Consider the following 23033-nt stretch of genomic DNA (forward strand, 5'->3'; position numbering starts at 1 on the left):
GAAATACGCCTTAGTTTAACCTCCTGTGAGCCTTTTCACAGGAGGTTTTATACATACATATATTATTTATAATTAACTCGTTCTCCTATTTTTCAAAAGCATATTTTGTGTCATAATAACGCTTTTTAGAATTTATATATACCTTCTAATTTTTCTAAAAAGGGATGATTGTATTGGAAATGAAAAAGCTTCAAGGAATGTATGATGATGTTATTAGTTTAGGGGAAAATTGTTATACTGCTATTCATCTAAAAAAATATAAGCTGCGGAAATATTCAGGTCCTCTAGATTGGTTTGTATCACCGAATCTTTCTTCTATCAACACATTATTGAAAAATAATTTCGTAGACTTTATGGATTTAAAAAACATGCAATCAATGCCGGAGCAAAATATTGTGTTTAATGATGGCGTGATACAACCTGTTTTTTCTCATATTATAAAAGATACAAAATATAACGTAACATCTTATCATGATTTCCCTGTTATTCCGAATGAAGATTGGTTCATCACATACCATGATTTTAAACAAAAATTAGATCAAAGAATTGATAACCTTTACGAAAGAATGCATAATTCACAATCCATTTTATTTGTTAGATGGGGCGGAAGCTTGACTGAAGCGCTTGAATTACAAACCGTTTTATCAAATATTGTTAAAAATAATTTTAAGATCCTTTTACTCTATCCAACAGGACTTGAAAATGAAATAAACAAATTAGAATGGGCGCTTGATCATGTTTTTCCCGTTCAAGTTTCAAGTAATTATCAAAATAAAAGAACTTGGTATGTCCTCTTAAAAGATATACACTTAAACTCAAAAAAATAATATAAACTACGACTTTAAAATCAATATTCTTTGTTTACATTTTATATAAATTGACATATCTCTCCCTTAATTCTAAGACTAAGTTATTGTTTTTTGTAATCCCCCACTCATTCTTTTCTCAAATGCTCCAAAATGGATTTTCAAAATTAGGGAACTATAATGTCATATTGGAATAAGTTAAGGGGGAGAAAAATTGGACAATGAAATGAATTATGGAAGTGATTACAAGTTTATTCCGGCAACTTCAATTGAAAGTGGTCATGGCATTGAAGTATTGCCTGATTTATTTTGTTACACGATTCAAATCGTCAACATCTGTTTTGTTAGACATCCCAAGAGCAATGATTTTGTTTTAGTTGATGCTGGAATGCCTAAATGTGCAAATGAAATTATCTCTGTCACTGAGAAGCGATTTGGTACAAATAGTCGCCCAAAAGCAATTATTTTAACTCATGGGCATTTTGATCATGTTGGGGGAATAATTGAACTTATCAAGTATTGGGATGTTCCAGTCTATGCCCATCAATTGGAAATACCTTTCCTGACTGGACTACAAAGCTATCCTGAACCAGATCCAACAGTTGAAGGTGGTATGGTAGCGAAAATGTCACCTCTGTTCCCTAATGAACCGATTGATTTAGGAAATAACGTAAAAGTACTACCTGCAGATGGAACTGTTCCTCATATGCCAGAGTTTAGATGGGTGCATACACCAGGACACACTCCAGGTCATATTTCATTATTCCGAGAAAAAGACCGAACATTAATTGCAGGGGACGCTTTTGTTACAGTGAAACAGGAATATCTATATAAGGTAATTACTCAAGAACAGGAAATAAGCGGTCCGCCTCGTTATTTAACAACAGACTGGAACGCTGCTAAAGAATCCGTTATTAAATTAGAAAAATTAAAGCCTCTAGTCACTGTTACTGGACACGGAATACCAATGTCAGGTGAATTGCTATCAACAAGCCTTAAAACACTCGTTCAAGAATTTGATAAAATTGCTGTACCTGATTACGGAAAATATGTAGATAAAAAGGCACATTAAGCACAAAAACTTTGGTTTTTATATTAAAGAATTAACATATGATACAAAATTAACACGTCAAAAAATATTAAGTTTAATATGAAAATACACTGTACTTAATTAACATCTCTATCCTAAGAATAGAACTACCCTTTTGGAATAAAAATCGATCTTTTACACACACTATTTATAATAAAGTCTGCTTCTTACCCAGGCTTTATTTCTTACCATTAAAGAGTAGTTATAATAAATAACTGCTCTTTTTAATTTCATAGTATAAGCTTACATTTTTTGTTCATACTATATTTAACCATGATATAGTTATACTCCTTAAATTCATGGATGTAATTTTCTCGCTGCAGTTAGCTTTTGCTAGCTGCTTTTTATTTATAAATTTTAAAAATGAAAATAAAATACTGATTTTTATCAAAGTTTCTTTTAAGTACAGTATGACCAAATTGCATTTCAAAGTTTTTAATTTCAAAAAATCTAATAATTACCATGCACTTAATACATTATTACCTTTTGTTCTCGATCTGCTGCCCCTAGACCATTGCAAACAAAGTATAAAAATTAGAACAATATCAATGAAATCCCCACCATAATACATCAGCACGCCCCCGATTTCAGCTTGTTCAGTAACTACACCAGCAGGCGGATGAGCATATATGTATTTTGATAATATCCCATGACCAGCTGATGCAGCTATTAAAATTATTGACCGGTACATATAACTATATCTATGGGATATTGGATCAATATAAATCATTGATGTGGTAAACAAATATCCTGCAATAAAAACGTGGAAATGTATGAACAAATGAAGAAGTATACTTTTGTGCATCATCGAGTATAAATTAGTAGTATAGAGAATCCATAGCCCTCCTAGATTAAGCAAGGTTGCGATAATGGGATGAGTAAGGATTTGTAGCGACTTACTCTTTAATACACTTGAAAGACGTCGCGCTGCTTTCACATTGAGCGTTCGTAAAAAAAGAGTCATCGGAGCTGCTAATGCTATAAAAATTGGAGCAAGCATCCCAAGGAGTAAATGCACAAGCATATGTATTGTGAAGTCATTATGAGCACGATAAGCTAATGGCCCAACAACTGCTATTGCCGCACAAATAAGCCCTAAAACCCAGAAGACAATTCGATATAACGGCCATCGTTTGTAATGGCGATTTGATAAAATCGTGGCTACTATATAAATGATTAACATAATTAAAATGAATACGAATAGTAAAATATCCAGTGCATTCCATATTTCATGATGAAGATGGTTATTGTTCATTTAAGCTTTTACCTCTCAATAATCTTTCATCAGTTCTTGTCTGAAAAACTAGCAGAATGCCAAATAAGAGCATTACAGTCGCAATTATATTCCATATTACATCGTAGATAAGAACATTCTCTACGTATCGAATCTGGTGTATTTTCATTAGTTTATGTTGAATTATACCGTCATATAATTGAAACCCACCACTACCAAGCATTAATCCGCTCCACCACCTTTTCAACCAAAATGCATCTCTACGACGAAGATCAGCAACTATGAACAAGGAACCAATCGTTGCAAACCAACTAAAAGCATGAAAAAGACCATCTGAAATGAGTCCAATATCTGTTGTAGATTTATCATAGAAATGGTGCCAATGCAGCAGTTGATGAAAAATAGTTTCATCTATAAAAGCTACTAATCCTAGTCCAAACAAGATACCTGACCATAGATTACGGGTCAAATAAACAGAAGAGGTTAAATAGCTTGTATTTTCAGTTTTGTTTACCATTAAACCCCATCCTTTCTACTAATGTATATTATTATTTTCCCCAAAAGAAAAAAGTGCTAAACATACTTAGCGCCAAAGGAAACTAATGTTCAGTTAGAAATATTATATAGATACTTATTCTCTAAGCATATTTAATATTTGATGACAACTCACTAAAATAACTTTAAGGAGTTCACAGATTCTAAAGTAGCGTTAGTATAATTTCTTTAATATTTTCGAATCAATCTATATTTTTAGCTTTTAATCAATTTATTAACAATGGAAATTACCATTTAGTCTTAACTATTTGATTTTCTATAAATAAACTATAGTTTTCCTCTAAAGATAATTTCCATATCTTCATTTTAATATTGCATTTGTATTGCCTTTTGCACATTTTGAATATCATTTTTTAATAGTTGTTTTAAATCGTAAGCTGGATAGTAACCACGTTCGTACATAAAGTTAAAAACCTGCGCATGTAATTGTATAGCACCATTTATTTGACGAGTTAAAACTTCTCTCAGTCGGGGTGTTGCAGTTTCGGTAATCGCGATTGCATAATTTCGAACAGATGTCTTTGCTAATCCAAGTAAATCTCCAGCGTAAAATCCAGTGTCATCACGATGCTGCTGCGATTGAAATCCAGGAGCATACGGATAAAACTGTACTAACTCTTGCAGATTGTTTTGGATGACATTTATAGCTTTAATATATAACGATTGAAGTGCTTGATCAGGTACATTTCTAACTGACTTTTTTAATTTGATTAAGCCGTTCGCTTGAAATGCTACTAATTCATGTAAATCCAATGTTTCATGCCAAGCTAACTGATTAGGATAAGACATGTATGTTCCCCCTTAATATTCACTCATGCTACATTATGCAAAAAAATTCAAAAAGGGCCTATACTACATGAATTCATTTCAATCTAATTCATGATTACTTTTCATCCTTCTATGTTAATCACAATAAAGTATCCTTAACTCCTCTTCCCTACTTTTTTATATCCTTAATTTTGATTTTCAAAATGACTTCCTCGCCTTTACAATCTATAAATTTAATTTTTTCTTCCTTAAAAATCCCCATCATAATACATCCCTTCTTGTTTCGTTATAAACCATATTAGTTAGAAAATATAAATGTGAACATTGTACCTACTTATTCCTTATATATTTTTCAAATTTTATAGCTACTTAAAATTTATACGTTATTAAAGATCAACTATTAAAGTAACTACATTGAAGGGGATTCTTCATTAAATCATTTTATTTTTATAGATTAAAAAATAATTATTCTATCCGTGTTAGTCACCTATTCTTAAATAATTAATAGGTTATATATTATGACCTAGGAGGGATAAAAAGATGACTATACTTTATGATAAAGACTCTTTACAAAAACATATTATTAACCTTCCACATTGGCAACAAGAAGCTTTCTGTTCTTTTAAATTAAAAATGACAGATAAAAATAAACCTTTTCCTTGTATCCCGGCTCAACACGGCTTTACAGCGAATCACCTCCGGTACGGATTCATTGGTGATCCTAGAGATACGAATACTAGCGAGGACTTTGCTACATTACTTAAAGAATATACTGAATGTTCTAGAGATACAGGTCAATATGCCTCACTTATTGTTTTTATTCATACACCAATAGATTTAATGAGAGAAACTACAGTTAAAGATTTTGAACATATGTATTGGTCTCTACTTAATACAACTAGTCGTTTGGACGAGATGGAATGGCCTACGCATATCCCCAATGACCCTATGGAAAATACTTGGGAATTTTGCTTTCATAATGAATCATATTTCGTCTACTGTGCTACACCTGCCCATGTCAATAGACAAAGTAGACATTTTTCATGTATGATGCTTGCTTTAACTCCTAGGTGGGTTTTACAGGGAATTATGAATTCTGAGAAACGCAGTAGAAAACTAAAAAACTTAATACGTCAACGTCTAGCCGCTTATGACAAAGCCCCTATTCACCCTTCTCTTAAAGATTATGGTGAAAAAGATAATTATGAATGGCAACAATATTTTTTACGTGATGATGAAACAATTCCATCCAAGTGTCCGTTTTCTCGAATCATAAAATACTTGCATAAAAATAAGTAATCCACTCTACTTTTTATTATTTAGTTGTACAAACTTTAACCACTGAATAGATTTAATATAGATTAAATTTAGTGGGAGGAGCATATCATACGTGGGCATATTTTTAAGCTATGTTTTTTTAGGTTTATCATTATCTGCTCCAATGGGACCTATAAATGCTGCGCAGCTAGAAAAAGGTATTAGGAGTGGGTTTTTTCATGCTTGGATTCTTGGTATAGGAGCCTTACTTGCAGATGTTATCTACATGGCACTTATTTATTTAGGTGTCATTCATTTCCTCGAAAAAGATATTATCAAACTTTTCTTATGGTCTTTCGGCGCTTTTGTTTTAATCTATACAGGCATTGAAAGTGTAAAAAATGCGAATCAAATTAGCATTAGTAATACTAGAAACGATGATTCAATTATTAAAAGCTTTTTTTCTGGTTTTTTTATGTCTTTATCGAATCCATTAACAATTCTATTTTGGCTTGGAATTTTCGGCTCTATATTAGCAAAAGCCGCTTCTTCCTATAATAAAGAGCAGCTTTTGTTATATAGCTTTGGTACTATTTTAGGTATTTTTATTTGGGATATTACGATGGCAAGTACTTCTAGTATATTTCGTAAAATTTTAAATACGCGTATATTATCTCTTATAACAGTAATATCTGGAATATCACTTATTATTTATGGATTATATTTTGGTTTTCAAACTTACCAAATCATTTTTCAATAACTTCTATTATTTTGTTCCGACATACTATTCATGGAGTAAAAGAAAGATACTTCATATAGCTGTATTCCTTTTTCTTGAGACAAAATGAACAATTATAGTAACGATAATAACTATTCCTAAAAACAACAAGCTCACAAGGAAACCAAAACGCGTTGTTTTTTGCAATAGTGTTCCACTAACAGCTAGTGCAATCATAATAAGACCAATAATACTTTTTATCTGCATCCAACCTTTTGGATTCATTAATCTCCAAAAGGAAAGAAGAATTAAACTCCATGTATACAACAACATTAATCCAGCTGCAGTTGTTACATATTCATATATATTTTTTGGTAGTAATAAAGCGCTAAGAATAGAAGCACCAAGCCCCATTATGATAAGAATTAAAGCTGGAAAAGAGATATTCTTCTTGTTTTTTTTCGCAAACATCGCAGGTGCATCACCCTCTTCAGCTAAGTTCATTAATACACTTGTCACCGCAAATAATGAACCAACTAACGTTGAAAAGCCCGCTAAAATTAATACTACATTTAAAATAAATGGCACATACGGTAAATTATAGTCTTGTAACGCTATTACAAAAGGGCTTTCTTTCGTATTAAACTGGTTTAATGGTACCATCATAATTGCCAACCCTAAAGAGACTACGTAAATAATCGTTAAAATCATTAACATTACTCTTCCTGATTTTTGTGCATCTTTAGGGTCTTTCAGTCTTATTGTCATTAACCCCATAATTTCGATTCCTCCAAATGCATAAAATGCATAAATTAGAGAGGACCAAGTGCCTTTTAATCCATTTGGGAACCAGTCTTTAAAATTCCGAGGAATTTGTGCTTTATATAAACCACCCTTTATAAATCCTAAAATAATTAAAATGGCAATTACAATAAACCCTATAATAGCAGCGATTTTTATAATAGCCATCCATTTCTCTAAACGCTCGAATATCTTTACCCCTATAAAAATAATTAATATAGCCGCTACTCCATATATAGTAGCAAATATCCATAGTGGTATCTTAGGAAACCAGTAACGTGAAAAGATTCCTAACGCACTTAACTGGCTGCCCATAATAAGCAGTTCAGAACACCAATATGTCCATCCATGACTAAAACCCGCCCAATTTCCAAAAGCTTTTTTTGAGTATATACGAAAAGATCCTTTTTGCGGATCTTCTACAGCCATTTTTGCCAATGCTTCAAATACAATATAAGTAGTAAATCCAGTTAATATAAGAATAAGAATAATTGACGAACCACCTATTTTAATTCCTATACTGGATCCTAAAAAGAAACCGGTCCCTATTGTACAACCAATCCCAATAAGTGAGAGTTGCCACCATTTTAAATCTTTTTTTTCTTTCGTTTCGTTCTTAGCATCATGACAGGTCATATCACGATTCTCCTTTATTCATTTTGAGAATGCCCCTCATGATCACTTAAGTACTTCTCAGCAAGCTTTTCAACAACATCAGTGACATTATGAGCCTTTATTTTATGGTTTGCTACTAGTTCACTTCCTACAGAAATCTCAACTGTAAATAACGCTTCATATTTCATTTTCTCTGCCCCTTTCGCATCAAATATAATCTCTTATCTTTTATCCTTTATTTCACAAAAATTCATTATGTATGTAAAACCTCGAGAGTCTAAAAGTTAAACAAATAAAGTCGAAACGATTGTAACGCTACTAAGCTTATTTATTAAAAAAATGTATGAGAAAGGAGAGACGGCATGCCTCTCCTCTATATCCATTTCATATATAAAATTAACGAGTAACGCCACCGCCAAGTTGTTGCTCAGCTAATGATACAAGACGTTTCGTAATTTCACCACCAACAGATCCGTTTGCACGAGCTGTTGCATCTGCACCAAGTTGTACGCCAAATTCTTGAGCAATTTCATATTTCATTTGATCAAGAGCTTGTTCAGCGCCACGTACTAATAATTGATTGCTGCTTCCACTGTTATTGTTTGACATGTTCATTCACCTCCTTCTTTCTTTAATATGTTAAATTACATGCTAAAATATATAGCTAATTAATTGGTAATTACGACCGTGAATTCAAAGGTATAGTTGATCTTCTTTAAACTAAAAATAATCATGTATAGGAGAACGAAATACATCTTACGTGCCATGGGATATCATAAATAGACCTCCATTACAACATAAAACGGGTTAAGCTATTTAACAGCATAACCCGTTTTTAATGAAATATTTTATTCCATATACGTTTAGACAATGGAGGAAAATAATGAAACATATTGTTGCTTTATTAATTAAATACACAGCGATAACTGCAGTATTACTTATCGTACTTGGTATCTTTCAAGGTATTTCCATTCCTAGAGTATTGCTTATTTCTCTCTTCCTAACAGGAGTTGCCTATTTAATTGGCGATCTTTTCATTTTACCTAAATACGGAAATATGATTGCTACAATGGCAGATTTTGGCTTAACCTTCTTCGGAATTTGGCTTTTAACATCTTTATTTACTAATTTAGATACTACTCGTAATATTGGATTTTCTTCATTTATAGCCACATTAATTATTGGCGGAATAGAGATTTTCTTCCACATTTATATGAAGAGGTTAGTACTGCGTAACAACGATGAATTAAGAAATCACAATCATATTCACCATGATAAATACGCTATGGAAATGTCAGATGAATATATGGATTCTTCCACAATAAATAAATCCAAGCTTGAGGATACATCAAAAAAATAAAAAAGTGGCCAACGCCACTTCTTTATTTTTGTTTATTAAGCTTGATCTGAATTTCTTACATGTAACGGAGGTGGAACTACCCACCCTTTTTTCTTACTTAAACGTAGCAACGTTACACCTGCCTGCGCTTTTTTCATATGAAATTGTCCAAATAACATACCTACATCTTCTCGAAGGCATTTTCCCATTACTTGACTACATGTGACAAGTCCAGCTGCTAATCCTGTAGAAACAGCAGCAGCAATTTCTGCATCATTAATACGTGCTCCAGGAGGAATGTCTTCGATAGATGCAACTGGTCGTTCTGGAGGAGCAGGCGGTAAAGCAACCCCATTAACTTTTAAAAGCGCCTTTAATTCTTCTATTTCCGAATTCATATCATTTTCAATTAAGCCTTCTAAAAACTTCTTCAAATCTTCATCACCTGTATGATTCATAAACACTTGATGACTTGCAATCGCACCCTGCGCAGCAAGAAGATAACTCCAAATATCAAATACTTCTCCGTAATGTAACGGTTCATTTTGAGGATTTCCACTTAATATACCCATTTTTAAATTCCTCCCTTTCGAAAAGATAATAATAAATATTGATTTCAATATTAAAATCAAATTTTTAAGTATGCTTTTTCCTGCAAAAGCTTTTCTACTATGCATGGAAAACACCTTTCCAACACTGCGTGTTTATTGTTTAGGAAAGTAGTTTACAAATAAAATACCCAAAGATTATGAAAGAAGATTATCAATAATCTTTGAGTGAGAATTCATTTACTATAAGGGTTTGTTTTTTATACATATACAAAAGAAATTGATTTACATATCTACTATATTTTATGTCAATTCACTTAACGGTTAGTTCTACCACCAAGTTGTTGTTCAGCCATTGCTACTAAACGTTTTGTAATTTCACCACCAACAGATCCATTTGAACGAGCTGTTGTATCTGCACCAAGTTGCACACCAAACTCTTGTGCAATTTCATATTTCATTTGATTAAGAGCTTGTTCAGCACCTCGAACTAACAATTCATTACGACTTCCACTATTATTGTTTGCCATGTTGTTTCACCTCCGATGTTTTTAATATGCTTCGAGTTATGAAATAATAATTATCCTTTTTATGGGAATTAGATTATGAATAATTATTGAGTTTCTTCTTAAAAATAGAGCAAAAGACATAAAAAAGAAGTGTTGCTATAACATACTTTCATAACAACACTATGTATAGATTCCTCTTTACTAAAGATTTCTATTTTGTAAAGAAATACATATAAATTATGAAAAATGATTCCTAAGGAGATATGAGATGAAAGCTGTAACCTATCAAGGACCAAACAAAGTACAAGTTAAACAAGTGGATGATGCAAAGTTAGAAAAAAAAGATGATATTATTGTAAAAATTACTTCAACTGCTATTTGCGGTTCTGATTTACATTTATATCAAGGCAACATGCCTTTACCTCCAGGGTACATTATTGGTCATGAACCAATGGGAATTGTTGAAGAAGTTGGTCCAGATGTTACTAAAGTAAAAAAAGGTGATCGTGTTGTGATCCCCTTTAACGTTGCTTGTGGACATTGTTTCTATTGCCAACATGAAATGGAAAGTCAATGTGATAACTCGAACCCTCATTACGATTCTGGCGGGTACTTTGGTTACACAGAGAAATTTGGTAACCATCCAGGTGGACAAGCAGAATATTTAAAAGTTCCTTTTGGAAATTTCACTCCATTTGTTATACCAGAATCATGCGAACTTGAAGATGAATCCCTACTATTTTTATCAGATGTTTTACCAACAGCCTATTGGAGTGTAATAAACGCAGGCGTTAAGCGAGGTGATACTGTTATCGTCCTTGGTTGTGGACCTGTTGGATTAATGACACAAAAATTTGCTTGGATGCAAGGTGCTAAACGTGTAATTGCAGTGGATTACTTAGATTATCGGATGAATTATGCAAAAAAGATTAACAATGTTGAGGTATTTGAGTTTACAAAATTTCCTGATATGGGAGAACATTTAAAGGAAATTACGCATGGCGGTGCGGATGTAGTTATTGATTGCGTAGGCATGGATGGGAAAAAATCTCCCCTAGAATTTCTGGAACAAAAATTAAAATTACAAGGCGGTACCCTTGGTCCTATTCAAATCGCTACGAAAGCTGTAAGAAAATATGGAACAGTTCAAATGACTGGTGTTTATGGCGGTAATTATAATGCCTTTCCACTCGGGGCATTTTGGGTTAGAAATATTAATCTAAAAATGGGACAAGCACCTGTCATCCATTTTATGCCGGAATTATTTAAGAAAATAACAAACAAAGAATTCGATCCAAAAGAGATTATTACACACAAAATTCCCCTTGAAGAAGCAAGCTACGGTTATCAAATTTTTAATAATCGTGAAGATGATTGTATAAAAGTCATTTTAAAGCCTTGAAAATATAATTCATTATTCTTAATGAAAAGATAAGATTACATTTCGTAATCTTATCTTTTTTATTAACACACTAAGTATTTCCCCCATTTTCATCTCACATCGAAAATAGTTATTTTCAAAAACTTTATATTTTGAGATAGTAATTAATTGGTAAAAAAATGAATTTCAGTATTAAGTAACCAATTAGCGGACACGATAACAATGTTAACTAACTTAAAAAGAGGTGTAGTTCATGTTTTATTATAAAGAAGAAATAATTAATATGATTAAGCCGGACAAACCAGATCCAGCTGCTGCAAAAGTTTTACAAGAAATATTAGGTGGGCATTATGGTGAAATGCGTACAATGATGCAATACTTTTTCCAAAGCTCAAATTTTAGAGGTAAAGAGAAACAATATCGTGATTTACTTCGAGGTGTTTTTTTAGAGGAAATAAGCCATGTAGAACTTGTACAACATACAATTAATCAACTATTAACTGGATCTGGTGAACCTACGCCTGGAAATGCTGGTATTGACACAGCACCACTTGACGAAGCGGTTAAACATGCAAATCCTCATCACTTTATTGTAGGGGCTCAAAGTTCATTACCTGTTGATGCAGCTGGTAACCCATGGAATGGATCTTGGGTATATAGTCATGGAAACTTAATTAGCGATTTACTAGATAATGTCGTACTTGAATCTACAGGTGTACTTCAAAAAACTAGAATTTATGAAATGAGTTCTAATCAAACCTTTAGAGAAACACTTGCATTTTTAATTGTACGTGATAATGCACATCAAAATGCTTTTGCAAAAGCTTTAGAGACACTTGGGGTTGAATGGGGCAAACTCTTCCCTGTGCCGAACTATGATATTAATAAATACCCAGAGTGCAAAAAGTATGTAGACATGGGATTCCATAACGCACAATTTAATTTCAGCTTAGATCCAACAAGAATGGGAGAAATATTCCAAGGTGAATCACCAAGTAGAAACAAAGGAACATTAACAGTAACTGACCCGCCAAAAGGTTTTCCTGTACCAGAGCTTCCTGAAATGCCAAATGAGCATAGTCCTGGATTAAAAGATATGGATCTTTAAGATCATTATGGCCAACTATTTATTCATGGTTGGCCATAAAACTTTATATGGATTCCAGTCACACTTAATCTTATTTAATGGCTTTATTTCAGCTACTGTTATGTAATTTTTATATAAATAGAATCAATAAATAAATCACCACTAAAAAATCCCAATTATTGTTAACATTTTTTAGAACATCATCTCTTCAAGTACATTTACACTAACACTCCTGATAAATTTGTCTATATTTCTTGGTCAACTAATAAAATTAAACAAAATTCTTATTTAAGAATTAAAGAGCACTTTTAAAAGCGCTCTTTAATATAGACGATATTGAAACAAAATACTCATTAGTATATGTAATCTTTTTTATTGTGTTGCATAATCAAAAGTTTTTCCATTTGTTTTTAGAGGATATTACATTCTGCTCTATTTTTCCGTACAGATTAAGCAATTGTTTAATAAGTGTGATTTTGGATGTTACCCAATACGAAAATAGTGCTATTAGAACTTCTGTTACGCCATCGAAAGGATAATGAACTCCTACTTAGATACGAGAAATAGCTACAAAGAATACAAGTATAGTCCATACGCATCCAGTCTTTTTCCGAACAAACAAAATGAAAAACAAATCCCAAAAATAGAATTGTATATTCGTGAGGAAACGAGTTATCTACTGCATAATTCCTATCAAAAAAATTAGACTTATCTTCCCGGTCTATTCAAGACTATTGGCTGAGTACGCTGCATTTCCTGCTTTTCCATATAATTGCGCATCTTTTTCATATATCTAGATGCATCCATTGGATCTTTTACAATCATTTCAATAATACAAAGTTTTTCAGTACTTTCTATTTCATCTTGTTTTATCGCCTGATCAAGCTCTCCGTAGGTACGGACTGTAGCTGTAAGCGCATCGCCTCCAAAAACTTCTGCTAGCTTGGTATAAGACCATTGAGGAATTTTGTTGTACTTTTGATTTTTTGTTTTTACATTCAAATATTTTTCAATCGTATAACCATCATTGTTTAAGACAAAAATTATAGGCTTGCATCCATAATAAAGCATGGTGCTGATTTCTTGAGCTGTCAGTTGTAAGGCTCCATCCCCTGTAAACAGAAACACTCGGCGTTCAGGCACAGCCATAATAGCACCGAACGCCGAGGGGGTTGCGTAACCGATGGACTGCCAACCACCTTGCCCAATATATACTACATCGCTCGGTAGTCTCACCTCTGCCATTCCGTAATAGAATGTACCGGTCTCGACAACTACAATGTCTTCCTCTTTCAGCATCTGCTGAAAACGTGGATAATAGTTCGCTGCTATTAGAGGGGCATCGGTGTTAGTATTTAATTGGTCGTAAGGGAATGACATTTTTTCTACCAAACCTTGTCCCTTATAACCCACATTCTGTAGTGCGAGTAACATGTCAGTTGCAAAAACATTCGGATACTCTGCCTCAGCAATTTTAACCATATCCGGTTGAATATTGACGGTTATCAGCTGGTTTAGTTTTGCAGTAAAACTTGCAGTATTAGTATCCGCTAATACCATACCAATTGCGATGATACAATCTGCATTTTCTACCTTACTTTGAACTTCAGAATCTCCAAAAGATCCCAAGTACATTCCCACATAATTTGGATGGTTTTCGTCGAATCCTCCCTTTCCGTACATCATCGTTGCAACAGGAACATTCATGGTGTCTGCCAGTTGTTGAACAGCCGCTTGAAGACCGAAACGCATGGTTTTTATATCCACCAGTATAACTGGTCGATGCGCACGATCTAGTAGCTTATGGACATGATTGACCGCAGCATGAAGGGTTTTTAAATTAGATGTTGAGCGCTCTTCTGTTGGCTCTACACGATTTTTAATCGGCTTGGTCACTAAATCATCGGCCACAACAAGATATACAAGCTTTTTCTTTTCTTTAGCAATTTGAATTGCGGCTGGAATTTCAATTTTAGCGTTTTCAGGCGTAAGCACCGCGCTGTATGCAGTAATTTGCTCATACATGTTGCGAAAAACATCAAAATTCCCATCCATTAAAGTGTGATGCATCAGCTTATGCTCTTTTTGATCATTTTCGGGAGGCGCACCCACTATATAAATGATTGGTACATGCTCACTATTAGCCCCAGCTATAGCATTACAAGCGCTGAGTTCTCCAACTCCAAAAGTTGTAATAAGTGCGGACATCCCTTTAATTCTTGCATAGCCATCTGCAGAATAGCCCGCGTTTAGTTCGTTCCGCCCTTCTATAAAGCGGATACCTTTATAACACTCTAAAGTATCAAGAAGTGTAAAATTATAGTCCCCTGCAATACCAAAAATCTCGGTAATTCCCTCCAATTTTAAACAATCGAATAAATATTGACCAACCGTTTTTTGAGAAGGTTGCCTTTGTAAACCAAAGTTATCCTCATTTATCATGTTTTCCACCACTTGTTCACCCCTTATCTATTTCTGAAATTGTTTTGTTTTATAGTATTCTTTTTGATAATACCCTTTAATTGAATCCATTATCCGTTGCACTGAGCCAAAGCAGTATATCAAACGCAATTAACTAATATAAAAAACATGTTGCTATTAAAGATACATTTTTCATAATCCAAAACAATTTTAAGCTTGAGATAAGGTTTAAAAGTTAAAAAGAGCACTTTTTTGAAGAAACCTTAATCATTTTAAATGTGTCAAAATGTATCAAATATCGCTATATTAACAGTTATTTAGAATTATGATTGTACCTTATCTCCCCTTTTTGATGATATAAAGGGCATATTTATAATGAAAAAAACATCTTCTGATAGTGAAAGAGCAATTAAGGAACCGTTAAATGACAATAAACTATTCCGTTAAAGATCCATTTAATGGAATAACCGTTACTAAGTTAACAGTGAAATTGGATATGGATAATAAGGTCTTCAAAAAAATATAGAGGAAAGAATATAATTATATTGAGTATAGTGTTTTTAACTATACCTTTAAGGAGGCGTTGTCGATGAGAAATTATTTCTATTTGGTTGGGCGAAAAAATAAGGGGATAACGTTCCAATAGCACATAAACTACATGGTTCCCCTTTAATATTAGAAGGAGAGTATCAGATTGAAAAAAATTTATTTAAAGCCAATTGACAAAAATAATTGGGAAGAAGCAATTAGATTATCTGTTAAAAAAGAACAACAAACATTGATTGCATCCAACCTTTATTCTATCGCAGAAGTTCAATTTCTGGATGATTTCTATGCAAAAGGTATTTATCTTGATGAAACAATGATAGGATTTACTATGTTTGGGATAGATTCTGATGATAATAATTATTGGATTTATAGACTTATGATTGATAAAAAATTTCAAGGGAAAGGTATAGGTAAGCAAGCTATACATCTAGTTATTGATGAGATAAGAAGAAATAATAACGCAAACATTTCTATAATAATGATTGGATATGCTCCTGAAAACTTTACAGCTAAATTTTTATATAAAAAAGTAGGATTTATTGAAACTGAATTATCATCTTGGGGTGAACAGTTAGCTAAGTATTCTTTATGAGCATTTGAATTCTCCACATTAACTTTTAAACTTATTAAAGAAAAGAATCTAATAGTGTAGTCATGCAGATAGGAAATGATCAAACTTTTTTATAAAAGAATAAAACAACTGAAAGTATTAAGAGCGTGTTTTGATTTACCTTTTTCAAAACACACTCTTTTCTATGATTGTTTATCAAGATTATGTAGTATTAATTTGATTAAACTTTATTTAAGGGCAACACAATGTCTAGAATAGAGAAGAAATACCCTCCGAGTTATAAAGCAAACACAAGAAGTATCTTGTTTCACCATGTAGATCTTCTACTTTTTATCCTTCTGAACATGATAGTTAATTAAAGATATTTGCTATAGACAAATTACTTTTATTCACACAAAATTACATCTAAATTGAACATGCCATCCAACCACAATTTGCTGTTTTCTAAACTCAAAGTTTACCTATCTAATAAATGGAAATAATAGATCTATAAACCATTGGATGGAGGATTTATAGTGACAAATAACAATAATTACGATGGAATATTACCCCATAATGTCGAATCTTATTGGACGAGCAGTATCGATTTACCAAAATACCCTTCCTTAGAAAATGACATGCAGGTCGATGTTATTATTGTAGGAGGAGGAATTACTGGCATTACTTCTGCCTATCTTTTAGTAAATGAAGGTCTAAAAGTCGCTGTTATAGAGGCAGACAAATTATTAAATGGAACGACTGGACATACGACAGCTAAAATTACTGCTCAACATGATATGATTTATGAAGAGCTTATCAGATATACCGGAAGAACTACCGCAAGATTGTATTACGAAGCAAACATCGATGCTTTAAAATTCATTCAAACTACAATTAATAAACATCAAATCGATTGCGATTTCACTCAACAAGATGCTTATCTGTATGCCACAACAGAAGAATATGCATATAAGTTAGAAAAAGAAGCAGAAGCTTATAAAGAGCTTCATATTGAAGGTGAGCTTGTAAACAAACTTCCTATTGATTTAAAAATACATAATGCACTTGTTATGAGAAATCAGGCACAATTCCATCCACTTAAATATTTAGCCCATCTTTCAAATATAATTACAGAAAAAGGTGGATACATCTTTGAAAATACCACAGCAGTAAATATAAAAACAGGCGAGCAACCTGTGGTTCTTACCCGTGGAGGAGCTCAAATTACAGGGAAGTATATTCTCTCTTGTTCCCATTTCCCTTTTTATGAAGGTGCAGGACTTTACTCTACAAGAATGCATGCAGACCGCTCTTATATAATTGCCGCTAAGACAAGAACAGATTATCCAGGTGGTATGTATATTAGTGTAGATGAACCGACACGTTCTCTCCGTTCCACAACAATTAATGGAGAAGAATTTATTCTTATCTCTGGAGAAAGTCATAAAACAGGACAGGGTGGAGAAACACTAAAGCATTATGAGGCCTTGGAAATATTTGGCCAACAAGTTTTTGGACTTGAAAAAATTGCATATCGTTGGTCAGCCCAAGATTTAATTACACTAGACAAAATTCCTTATATCGGTGAAATCACATCTGATCAAAAAAACATATTAATTGCCACTGGATACAGAAAATGGGGTATGACTAATGGAACTGCAGCTGCTCTTTTATTCCGAGATATCATATTAAAAGAAAAGAACAAATTTCGGGAATTATATACTCCCTCCCGTTTCCATATGAATCCAAGTTTAAAGAACTTCTTAGTCGAAAATGCCAATGTTGTTGGTCACTTAATTAAAGGAAAGTTAGAGATTCCACAAAAATGTATTCGTGATTTATCTAACGATGAAGGGGCTGTCGTTGATATTGATGGACATAGAAAAGGAGCTTATAAAGATGCAGAAGGTAAGCTTCATATTGTAGATACAACTTGTACCCATATTGGATGTGAAGTTGAATGGAACAATGGAGAACGTTCTTGGGATTGTCCGTGCCATGGTTCGCGATTCTCATATACAGGAGAAGTACTTGAAGGGCCTGCTGAGAAACCATTACAAAAATACGATTATAAAATGATAGATAACCTTACTTCAGAAGACTCTGGTTACTAATTAAATTTATGTAAGCCAAAACAGCTACATAGCATGTAGCTGTTTTGACTTTTTTAACTCCTTATTGTCCGTAATCTCAAATCGAAATATAATCTGTCCTATTCCTATTAATTCAAGAAATATATTCTTCCCCAACATGAAAAATTGAGTTGAACTTCTAAAGATAACTATGAAAGGATGAAATTGAATTTACAATTACAACCAACATACTCCCGTTTGAGGGTAACTCGGTTTTATTCGTTTGATGATGTTATAGTCATACTCCTAAAACTGACAACTTATAAGAGAATATCATTTTTCACCTTCTATTCTAACTAACAAGTCTTGAAATTCGTTTCTTCTTCCATGAAAGTTTATAATATCCATATTGCAAAAGTAAACTTGCAATAAATGCTGCTGGATATCCAATCCATATTCCTTTTATACCAAGATTTGTATGATAAGAAAGATAATAAGCAACAGGGACTTCTACAAGCCATATTGATACGACACCGATAATAGTGGGCCATAATACAGTTCCACTTGCTCGCATTGTCGCACCAATAATTTGAGCATGACCGAAAATTAAGTAACTCCATAGTGTAATCATCACCAAACTATGCGCAATTTCAACTGTATTCGTGTTCGTTAAGAATAATGATAAGATTTCTCTTGAAAACAAGTAAATAAAAGCAATTAATATACCACCAATTATATAATTCATAATAATTCCAGCACGAATAACTTCCTCTAATCGGTTAAATTGTTTCCCACCAATAGATTGCGCAGCAAAAATAGATACCGTAATTCCAAGACTAACCGCAGGCATCTGAACATAACTTGCAACCTGGTTTACAACCCCATATGCAGCAGTCGCATCAGAACCGAAACGATTCACAAATGCGATTACCGCAATCTCAGATAACGAAACGAGAATCATATTAATACTCGCTGGAATTCCAAGGCGTAATAATAGTTTTAATAAATCCCAATCCATACGAAGATATTTCCGTACAGTCTCATCTAATTGCAGTGGATGATTCTTCTTCTTCAAATACATAAGCATAACAATAAATGTTACAACGGTCGAGATAACAGAAGCATAGGCAGCTCCGTACACACCAAGTTTGGGTATTCCTAGCCAACCAAAAATTAGAATAGGTAATAGAATTATATTTAAGACTGTACTAACAATTAAGAAATAAAACGGTGTCTTAGAATCTCCTGTACCTCGTATAAACGTTGTATAGGAGAAATATAGAAATAAAACTGGCATAGAAATAAATAAAATACGCGCATAATGCACACTCATATCAATTATATTCTCTGGCGTACCCATAAAACGCATAATGTTCAGAGCAAATACATTTCCCGCTATTGCCAAAATAACGCCTATTATAAAGGTAAATGTTAACGTCGTACCAACAATGGCTTTTAAACGATCTTCATTACGGGCTCCAAATGCCTGACCAATTAAAATCGAACTACCCGATCCAATCCCAATTACAAACGAAACAAGTAAAAAGAATAATGGAAAAAATGCTGAAATGGCAGCTAATTCATTCACACCAAGCCATCGTCCAACTACCACCATACCAAATAATTGTCCAACTGATTGTAATATGTTACTTAAAAGCAAGGGAACTAGAAACATAGACATTGATTTCCATGTTGCTCTCTCTCCCTTTTCTTGATTTTTTAATTTTTTACTTTTTTGAATACTATCTATCGATGATTTCACATTTGATTTCCCCTTTTATTTGGAGGAATTATGTTATTCCGAGAATAATACGTTAAAAATAAAAAAAGAAATTTTTAAATTAACGTTATTATCTTATCCATAGATTTCCCCCTACGTAATAATGATTTTTGAGAATTTGTTTATCTATTCATTCTTTCTACCATTTATCTCTTTCCCCCAAAAATTTTGATATAAACGAAATGAAGCTTTTCCCTTATAAAAACCTATTCTGATATTTCTTCTAAGCAATAGTAAACAGCTTCCCTACCCCTTCAAGTTAACTCTTCAACATCTACGGCAGTTAAATTAATTTGCGTTGCATCATTTATTTTAATAAAATTATTTATATTATTAAATGTAATAAACAATTAGGAAGCGAAATTGGTATAAAACATGTCTTTTGTTATGTTTTTAACATCGTGAATACTTAATAATTAATATTAGACCCTTTTTGCTTTATTTGTTAGAGCAATTAACATAGATTACTGTTTTTAGTTATGTTGTATATTTTTTTAAAGATGTGTCCAAAATATAACTAACCTGTTTTAGAACAAATTGGTTACCGAGTAGTTAGCTTTTGCTAACTACTTTTTATTATTAAATATGTTCTTATCAAAATAATGAATTTCTAACTATTAGCTCAGTTCTTTCTATCCAGAAGAGTAGTTTGTACTTTTACTTAAAATTTCTTGAAAACCATTTGAGCATAGATTTTTCCCATTAAAAAAGGAGAGATTATAATCCCTCCTTCTAATCCATACACTATATAATTAGCGAGTGAATCGACCATCAAGTTATATATTGAAATTTTGTGCGATTTTATATTTCATTTGATCGATTGCACTTTCAGCATCACGAACTAATAATTCGTTACGGCTTCCACTATTATTGTTTGCTATTATTACGTATACTCATTAAATTCCATGTCCATACTATTTAGCAACGGTAGTCCATGCCATTCGGATTGACCTCCAGCACATGATAAATCATTTTTTCTAATTTATGTATATTATTCAACTAATTCTACCATTAATCTTCTGTGCTACCTGTAGATCTTTTGTTTTAAATCCACTATTTATAGCCCATCTATAAAATAGAAATGAAACAATTGAAATAAGTACCATATCCCATCCATAAGTTATAATATTTAACCCACCAAATTTTTCACTTCCAATGTACGATATACAAATCATAAATAATAAATACCCCACAATCCATAATCCAGCTAAAAAATTCTTCTTAAATCCAACCCATTTTGTTTTTAATTGATAATAAAAATATATAGGTAAGCCCATAAGTATAATAAACATTACTTCTCCTGTTAATGGCCACCTTGCCCAATATAATGTTAATGATGCAAAAATGAACCCTAAAGGTGCGATAATGTTTAATCCCTTTATATAGAAAGGACGATGAAAATTAGGTGCAGTTTTTCTCAGAGTCATTACTGTTATTGGTCCAGTAACATATGAAATTAATGTAGCTACTGAAATCACTTCAGCTAAAACACCCCATCCTTTAAATAAAAATAAAAAAACAAAACAAATCATTAAATTAAACATCATGGCAAATCTAGGCACACCATATGTAGGATGTAATTTCCCAAAAACTTTAGGGAAATATCCATTCTTCTCCATTCCGTACAGCATGCGTGATGTGGTTGCCATATAAGTAGTACCTGTACCAGAAGGGGATACAAAAGCATCTAAATATAATACAATAACTAACCAATTAATATTTAGTGCTATTGCTAAATCAGCAAATGGTGAATTGAAATTTAAATTTGACCATCCGTTAATTATCATATTAGGATTTACAGCGCCGATAAACGCAATTTGTAATAATACATATATTATAGTTGAAATTAAAATAGATCCTACAACTGCCCGAGGAATGGATTTCCCTGGGTTCTTTGCTTCACCAGCCATATTAATTGGACTCTGAAAACCATTGAATGCAAAAATAACACCGGATGTTGCCATAGCCGTTAATACATTTGACCAATTAGATACATGAAAGTCCTGATGACTAGTAAAGTTTTCTCCATGAAATCCAACGAATAGCAATGCACCAATTGTAAGACCAGGAATTATGATTTTGAATATAGTAATTAAAGAATTTACTTTTGCAAATAGACTAACAGTCCAATAGTTTAAAAAGAAATATATAATAATAAGTAAAGAAGCAGCTGCAAGACCTTTTGAAGTCAACATCCCATTGTCTACTAAATCCTTGGCCCAACTTGCCCACTCCCAAGGCCATGAACTCATATATTGTATTGAGGCTATAGCCTCAACTGGAATAACTGAGACGATGGCTATCCAATTCGCCCATGCAGCAATAAATCCTACGAAATCTCCATGTGAGTATTGGGTATATTTTACCATTCCGCCAGCCTCCGGAATCATAGCTCCTAACTCGCTATATGGTAAGGCAATAAATAATATTACAATCATTCCTAAGAGCCAAGAAAAGATAGCGGCCCCTCCTGATATTTTAGCAGCCTTCCATGCACCAAATAACCAGCCAGACCCTAAAATCGAGCCAATCCCAGTCATTGTGAGTGCAAAGGTTCCTAGCTTGCGTTTCATATTTTTCATTTTCCACACGCCCCTCGTTTACAAAATAAATAGGATTTTTTTATTTATTAACCATTTATTCATGTATACTAACCCCCTTTTTATTTAAAGTAAGAATACAAATTTTATAGACTCATTCACCATAAAATTTGCTGTAATTTGAAACCATAAAATTCATCTCCAATCAACTCTTTATATTGTATGTATACCCTTTATAATTCTCTCTAAACCTGAAATTTTTAACTATATTTGTTACGGAAAAACATCATAATCTAGTATGCCTCTATATTAAGAATATTTCAGTTCTAATAGACGAAAGTTCATCTTGTCTATGGTCTTAATTTGATAGGCGATACTACTCCCAGATGCACTCAAGCTAGATAAGAAACTGA

Annotated in this window: 20 protein-coding genes and 2 pseudogenes; 9 read left to right on the forward strand and 13 right to left on the reverse strand. The window is 32.8% G+C overall.

Annotation, left to right across the window (positions count from 1 at the left end):
- The first annotated feature begins 164 nt into the window (after positions 1–164).
- Entirely contained in the window at positions 165–827 is a 663-nt protein-coding gene (locus PDQ40_RS07930) for a DUF1796 family putative cysteine peptidase (protein WP_001997746.1), read from the forward strand.
- A gap of 193 nt (positions 828–1020) precedes the next feature.
- Positions 1021–1878: an MBL fold metallo-hydrolase gene (locus tag PDQ40_RS07935; RefSeq protein WP_270691333.1), complete on the forward strand. Its 858-nt coding sequence runs from the start codon at positions 1021–1023 to the stop codon at positions 1876–1878.
- 475 nt (positions 1879–2353) lie between these two features.
- Here PDQ40_RS07935 and PDQ40_RS07940 read toward each other — a convergent pair whose 3' ends face one another.
- From PDQ40_RS07940 to cotF, 3 genes are all read right to left on the reverse strand, one after another.
- Positions 2354–3151 (reverse strand): cytochrome c oxidase assembly protein, encoded by a 798-nt coding sequence (locus PDQ40_RS07940; RefSeq protein ID WP_270691334.1) that lies wholly within the window; start codon positions 3149–3151, stop codon positions 2354–2356.
- Positions 3141–3647: a DUF2243 domain-containing protein gene (locus PDQ40_RS07945; protein WP_000247605.1), complete on the reverse strand. Its 507-nt coding sequence runs from the start codon at positions 3645–3647 to the stop codon at positions 3141–3143. The genes PDQ40_RS07940 and PDQ40_RS07945 overlap by 11 nt, the downstream gene beginning before the upstream one ends.
- Before the next feature lie 344 nt (positions 3648–3991).
- Positions 3992–4474, reverse strand: a complete 483-nt coding sequence (gene cotF, locus PDQ40_RS07950; RefSeq protein WP_000121380.1) for a spore coat protein CotF — start codon at positions 4472–4474, stop codon at positions 3992–3994.
- 519 nt (positions 4475–4993) lie between these two features.
- Between cotF and PDQ40_RS07955 the strand changes: the two genes are divergently transcribed.
- Both PDQ40_RS07955 and PDQ40_RS07960 read left to right on the forward strand, forming a co-directional pair.
- On the forward strand, positions 4994–5752 hold the full coding sequence (locus PDQ40_RS07955; RefSeq protein ID WP_071743128.1) for a YqcI/YcgG family protein: 759 nt from the start codon (positions 4994–4996) through the stop codon (positions 5750–5752).
- 91 nt (positions 5753–5843) lie between these two features.
- A complete protein-coding gene (locus PDQ40_RS07960) occupies positions 5844–6470 on the forward strand; it encodes a LysE family transporter (RefSeq protein ID WP_000510853.1) in 627 nt (208 codons plus the stop codon).
- A 51-nt stretch (positions 6471–6521) separates the two neighbouring features.
- On the opposite strand, the gene PDQ40_RS07965 is transcribed toward PDQ40_RS07960, so the two are convergent.
- The 3 genes from PDQ40_RS07965 to PDQ40_RS07975 form a co-directional block, all read right to left on the reverse strand.
- On the reverse strand, positions 6522–7865 hold the full coding sequence (locus tag PDQ40_RS07965; RefSeq protein WP_098947082.1) for an amino acid permease: 1344 nt from the start codon (positions 7863–7865) through the stop codon (positions 6522–6524).
- Positions 7866–7879: 14 nt separating this feature from the next.
- Entirely contained in the window at positions 7880–8032 is a 153-nt protein-coding gene (locus PDQ40_RS07970; protein ID WP_000872949.1) for a hypothetical protein, read from the reverse strand.
- A gap of 208 nt (positions 8033–8240) precedes the next feature.
- Positions 8241–8453, reverse strand: coding sequence for an alpha/beta-type small acid-soluble spore protein (locus PDQ40_RS07975; RefSeq protein WP_000069660.1), 213 nt, complete (start codon positions 8451–8453; stop codon positions 8241–8243).
- A 274-nt stretch (positions 8454–8727) separates the two neighbouring features.
- On the opposite strand from PDQ40_RS07975, the gene PDQ40_RS07980 reads away from it, so the two are divergent.
- A complete protein-coding gene (locus PDQ40_RS07980; protein WP_046199426.1) occupies positions 8728–9204 on the forward strand; it encodes a YndM family protein in 477 nt (158 codons plus the stop codon).
- A gap of 35 nt (positions 9205–9239) precedes the next feature.
- On the opposite strand, the gene PDQ40_RS07985 is transcribed toward PDQ40_RS07980, so the two are convergent.
- Positions 9240–9755: a DUF3231 family protein gene (locus PDQ40_RS07985; protein WP_000512120.1), complete on the reverse strand. Its 516-nt coding sequence runs from the start codon at positions 9753–9755 to the stop codon at positions 9240–9242.
- Between the two features lie 293 nt (positions 9756–10048).
- Positions 10049–10261, reverse strand: a complete 213-nt coding sequence (gene sasP, locus PDQ40_RS07990; protein ID WP_098947083.1) for a small acid-soluble spore protein, SasP family — start codon at positions 10259–10261, stop codon at positions 10049–10051.
- A 247-nt stretch (positions 10262–10508) separates the two neighbouring features.
- On the opposite strand from sasP, the gene PDQ40_RS07995 reads away from it, so the two are divergent.
- Both PDQ40_RS07995 and PDQ40_RS08000 read left to right on the forward strand, forming a co-directional pair.
- A complete protein-coding gene (locus PDQ40_RS07995; protein WP_073541525.1) occupies positions 10509–11642 on the forward strand; it encodes a zinc-dependent alcohol dehydrogenase in 1134 nt (377 codons plus the stop codon).
- 232 nt (positions 11643–11874) lie between these two features.
- Positions 11875–12729 (forward strand): manganese catalase family protein, encoded by an 855-nt coding sequence (locus tag PDQ40_RS08000; protein WP_000500340.1) that lies wholly within the window; start codon positions 11875–11877, stop codon positions 12727–12729.
- A gap of 367 nt (positions 12730–13096) precedes the next feature.
- Here PDQ40_RS08000 and PDQ40_RS08005 read toward each other — a convergent pair.
- Together PDQ40_RS08005 and PDQ40_RS08010 are read right to left on the reverse strand one after the other, a co-directional pair.
- A pseudogene (locus PDQ40_RS08005) lies at positions 13097–13397 on the reverse strand (phosphatase PAP2 family protein); the annotation flags it as partial.
- Positions 13398–13416: 19 nt separating this feature from the next.
- A complete protein-coding gene (locus tag PDQ40_RS08010) occupies positions 13417–15159 on the reverse strand; it encodes an alpha-keto acid decarboxylase family protein (RefSeq protein ID WP_025991644.1) in 1743 nt (580 codons plus the stop codon).
- 664 nt (positions 15160–15823) lie between these two features.
- Between PDQ40_RS08010 and PDQ40_RS08015 the strand changes: the two genes are divergently transcribed.
- Together PDQ40_RS08015 and PDQ40_RS08020 are read left to right on the forward strand one after the other, a co-directional pair.
- Complete coding sequence (locus PDQ40_RS08015) at positions 15824–16270, forward strand: GNAT family N-acetyltransferase (RefSeq protein ID WP_000725628.1); 447 nt, start codon at positions 15824–15826, stop codon at positions 16268–16270.
- Between the two features lie 494 nt (positions 16271–16764).
- On the forward strand, positions 16765–18342 hold the full coding sequence (locus PDQ40_RS08020; protein ID WP_000183835.1) for an FAD-dependent oxidoreductase: 1578 nt from the start codon (positions 16765–16767) through the stop codon (positions 18340–18342).
- Positions 18343–18652: 310 nt separating this feature from the next.
- Here PDQ40_RS08020 and PDQ40_RS08025 read toward each other — a convergent pair whose 3' ends face one another.
- From PDQ40_RS08025 to PDQ40_RS08035, 3 genes and pseudogenes are all read right to left on the reverse strand, one after another.
- Complete coding sequence (locus PDQ40_RS08025) at positions 18653–19981, reverse strand: MATE family efflux transporter (RefSeq protein ID WP_218952603.1); 1329 nt, start codon at positions 19979–19981, stop codon at positions 18653–18655.
- A gap of 878 nt (positions 19982–20859) precedes the next feature.
- Positions 20860–20961: pseudogene (locus tag PDQ40_RS08030) on the reverse strand (small, acid-soluble spore protein, alpha/beta type); the annotation flags it as partial.
- A gap of 114 nt (positions 20962–21075) precedes the next feature.
- Positions 21076–22662 carry an APC family permease gene (locus PDQ40_RS08035; RefSeq protein ID WP_270691335.1) on the reverse strand — a complete coding sequence of 529 codons (1587 nt, stop codon included), beginning with the start codon at positions 22660–22662 and terminating at the stop codon, positions 21076–21078.
- Between the last annotated feature and the right edge of the window lie 371 nt (positions 22663–23033).

This window comes from Bacillus cereus group sp. Bc061, assembly GCF_027715825.1.
Classification (GTDB): domain Bacteria; phylum Bacillota; class Bacilli; order Bacillales; family Bacillaceae_G; genus Bacillus_A; species Bacillus_A paranthracis.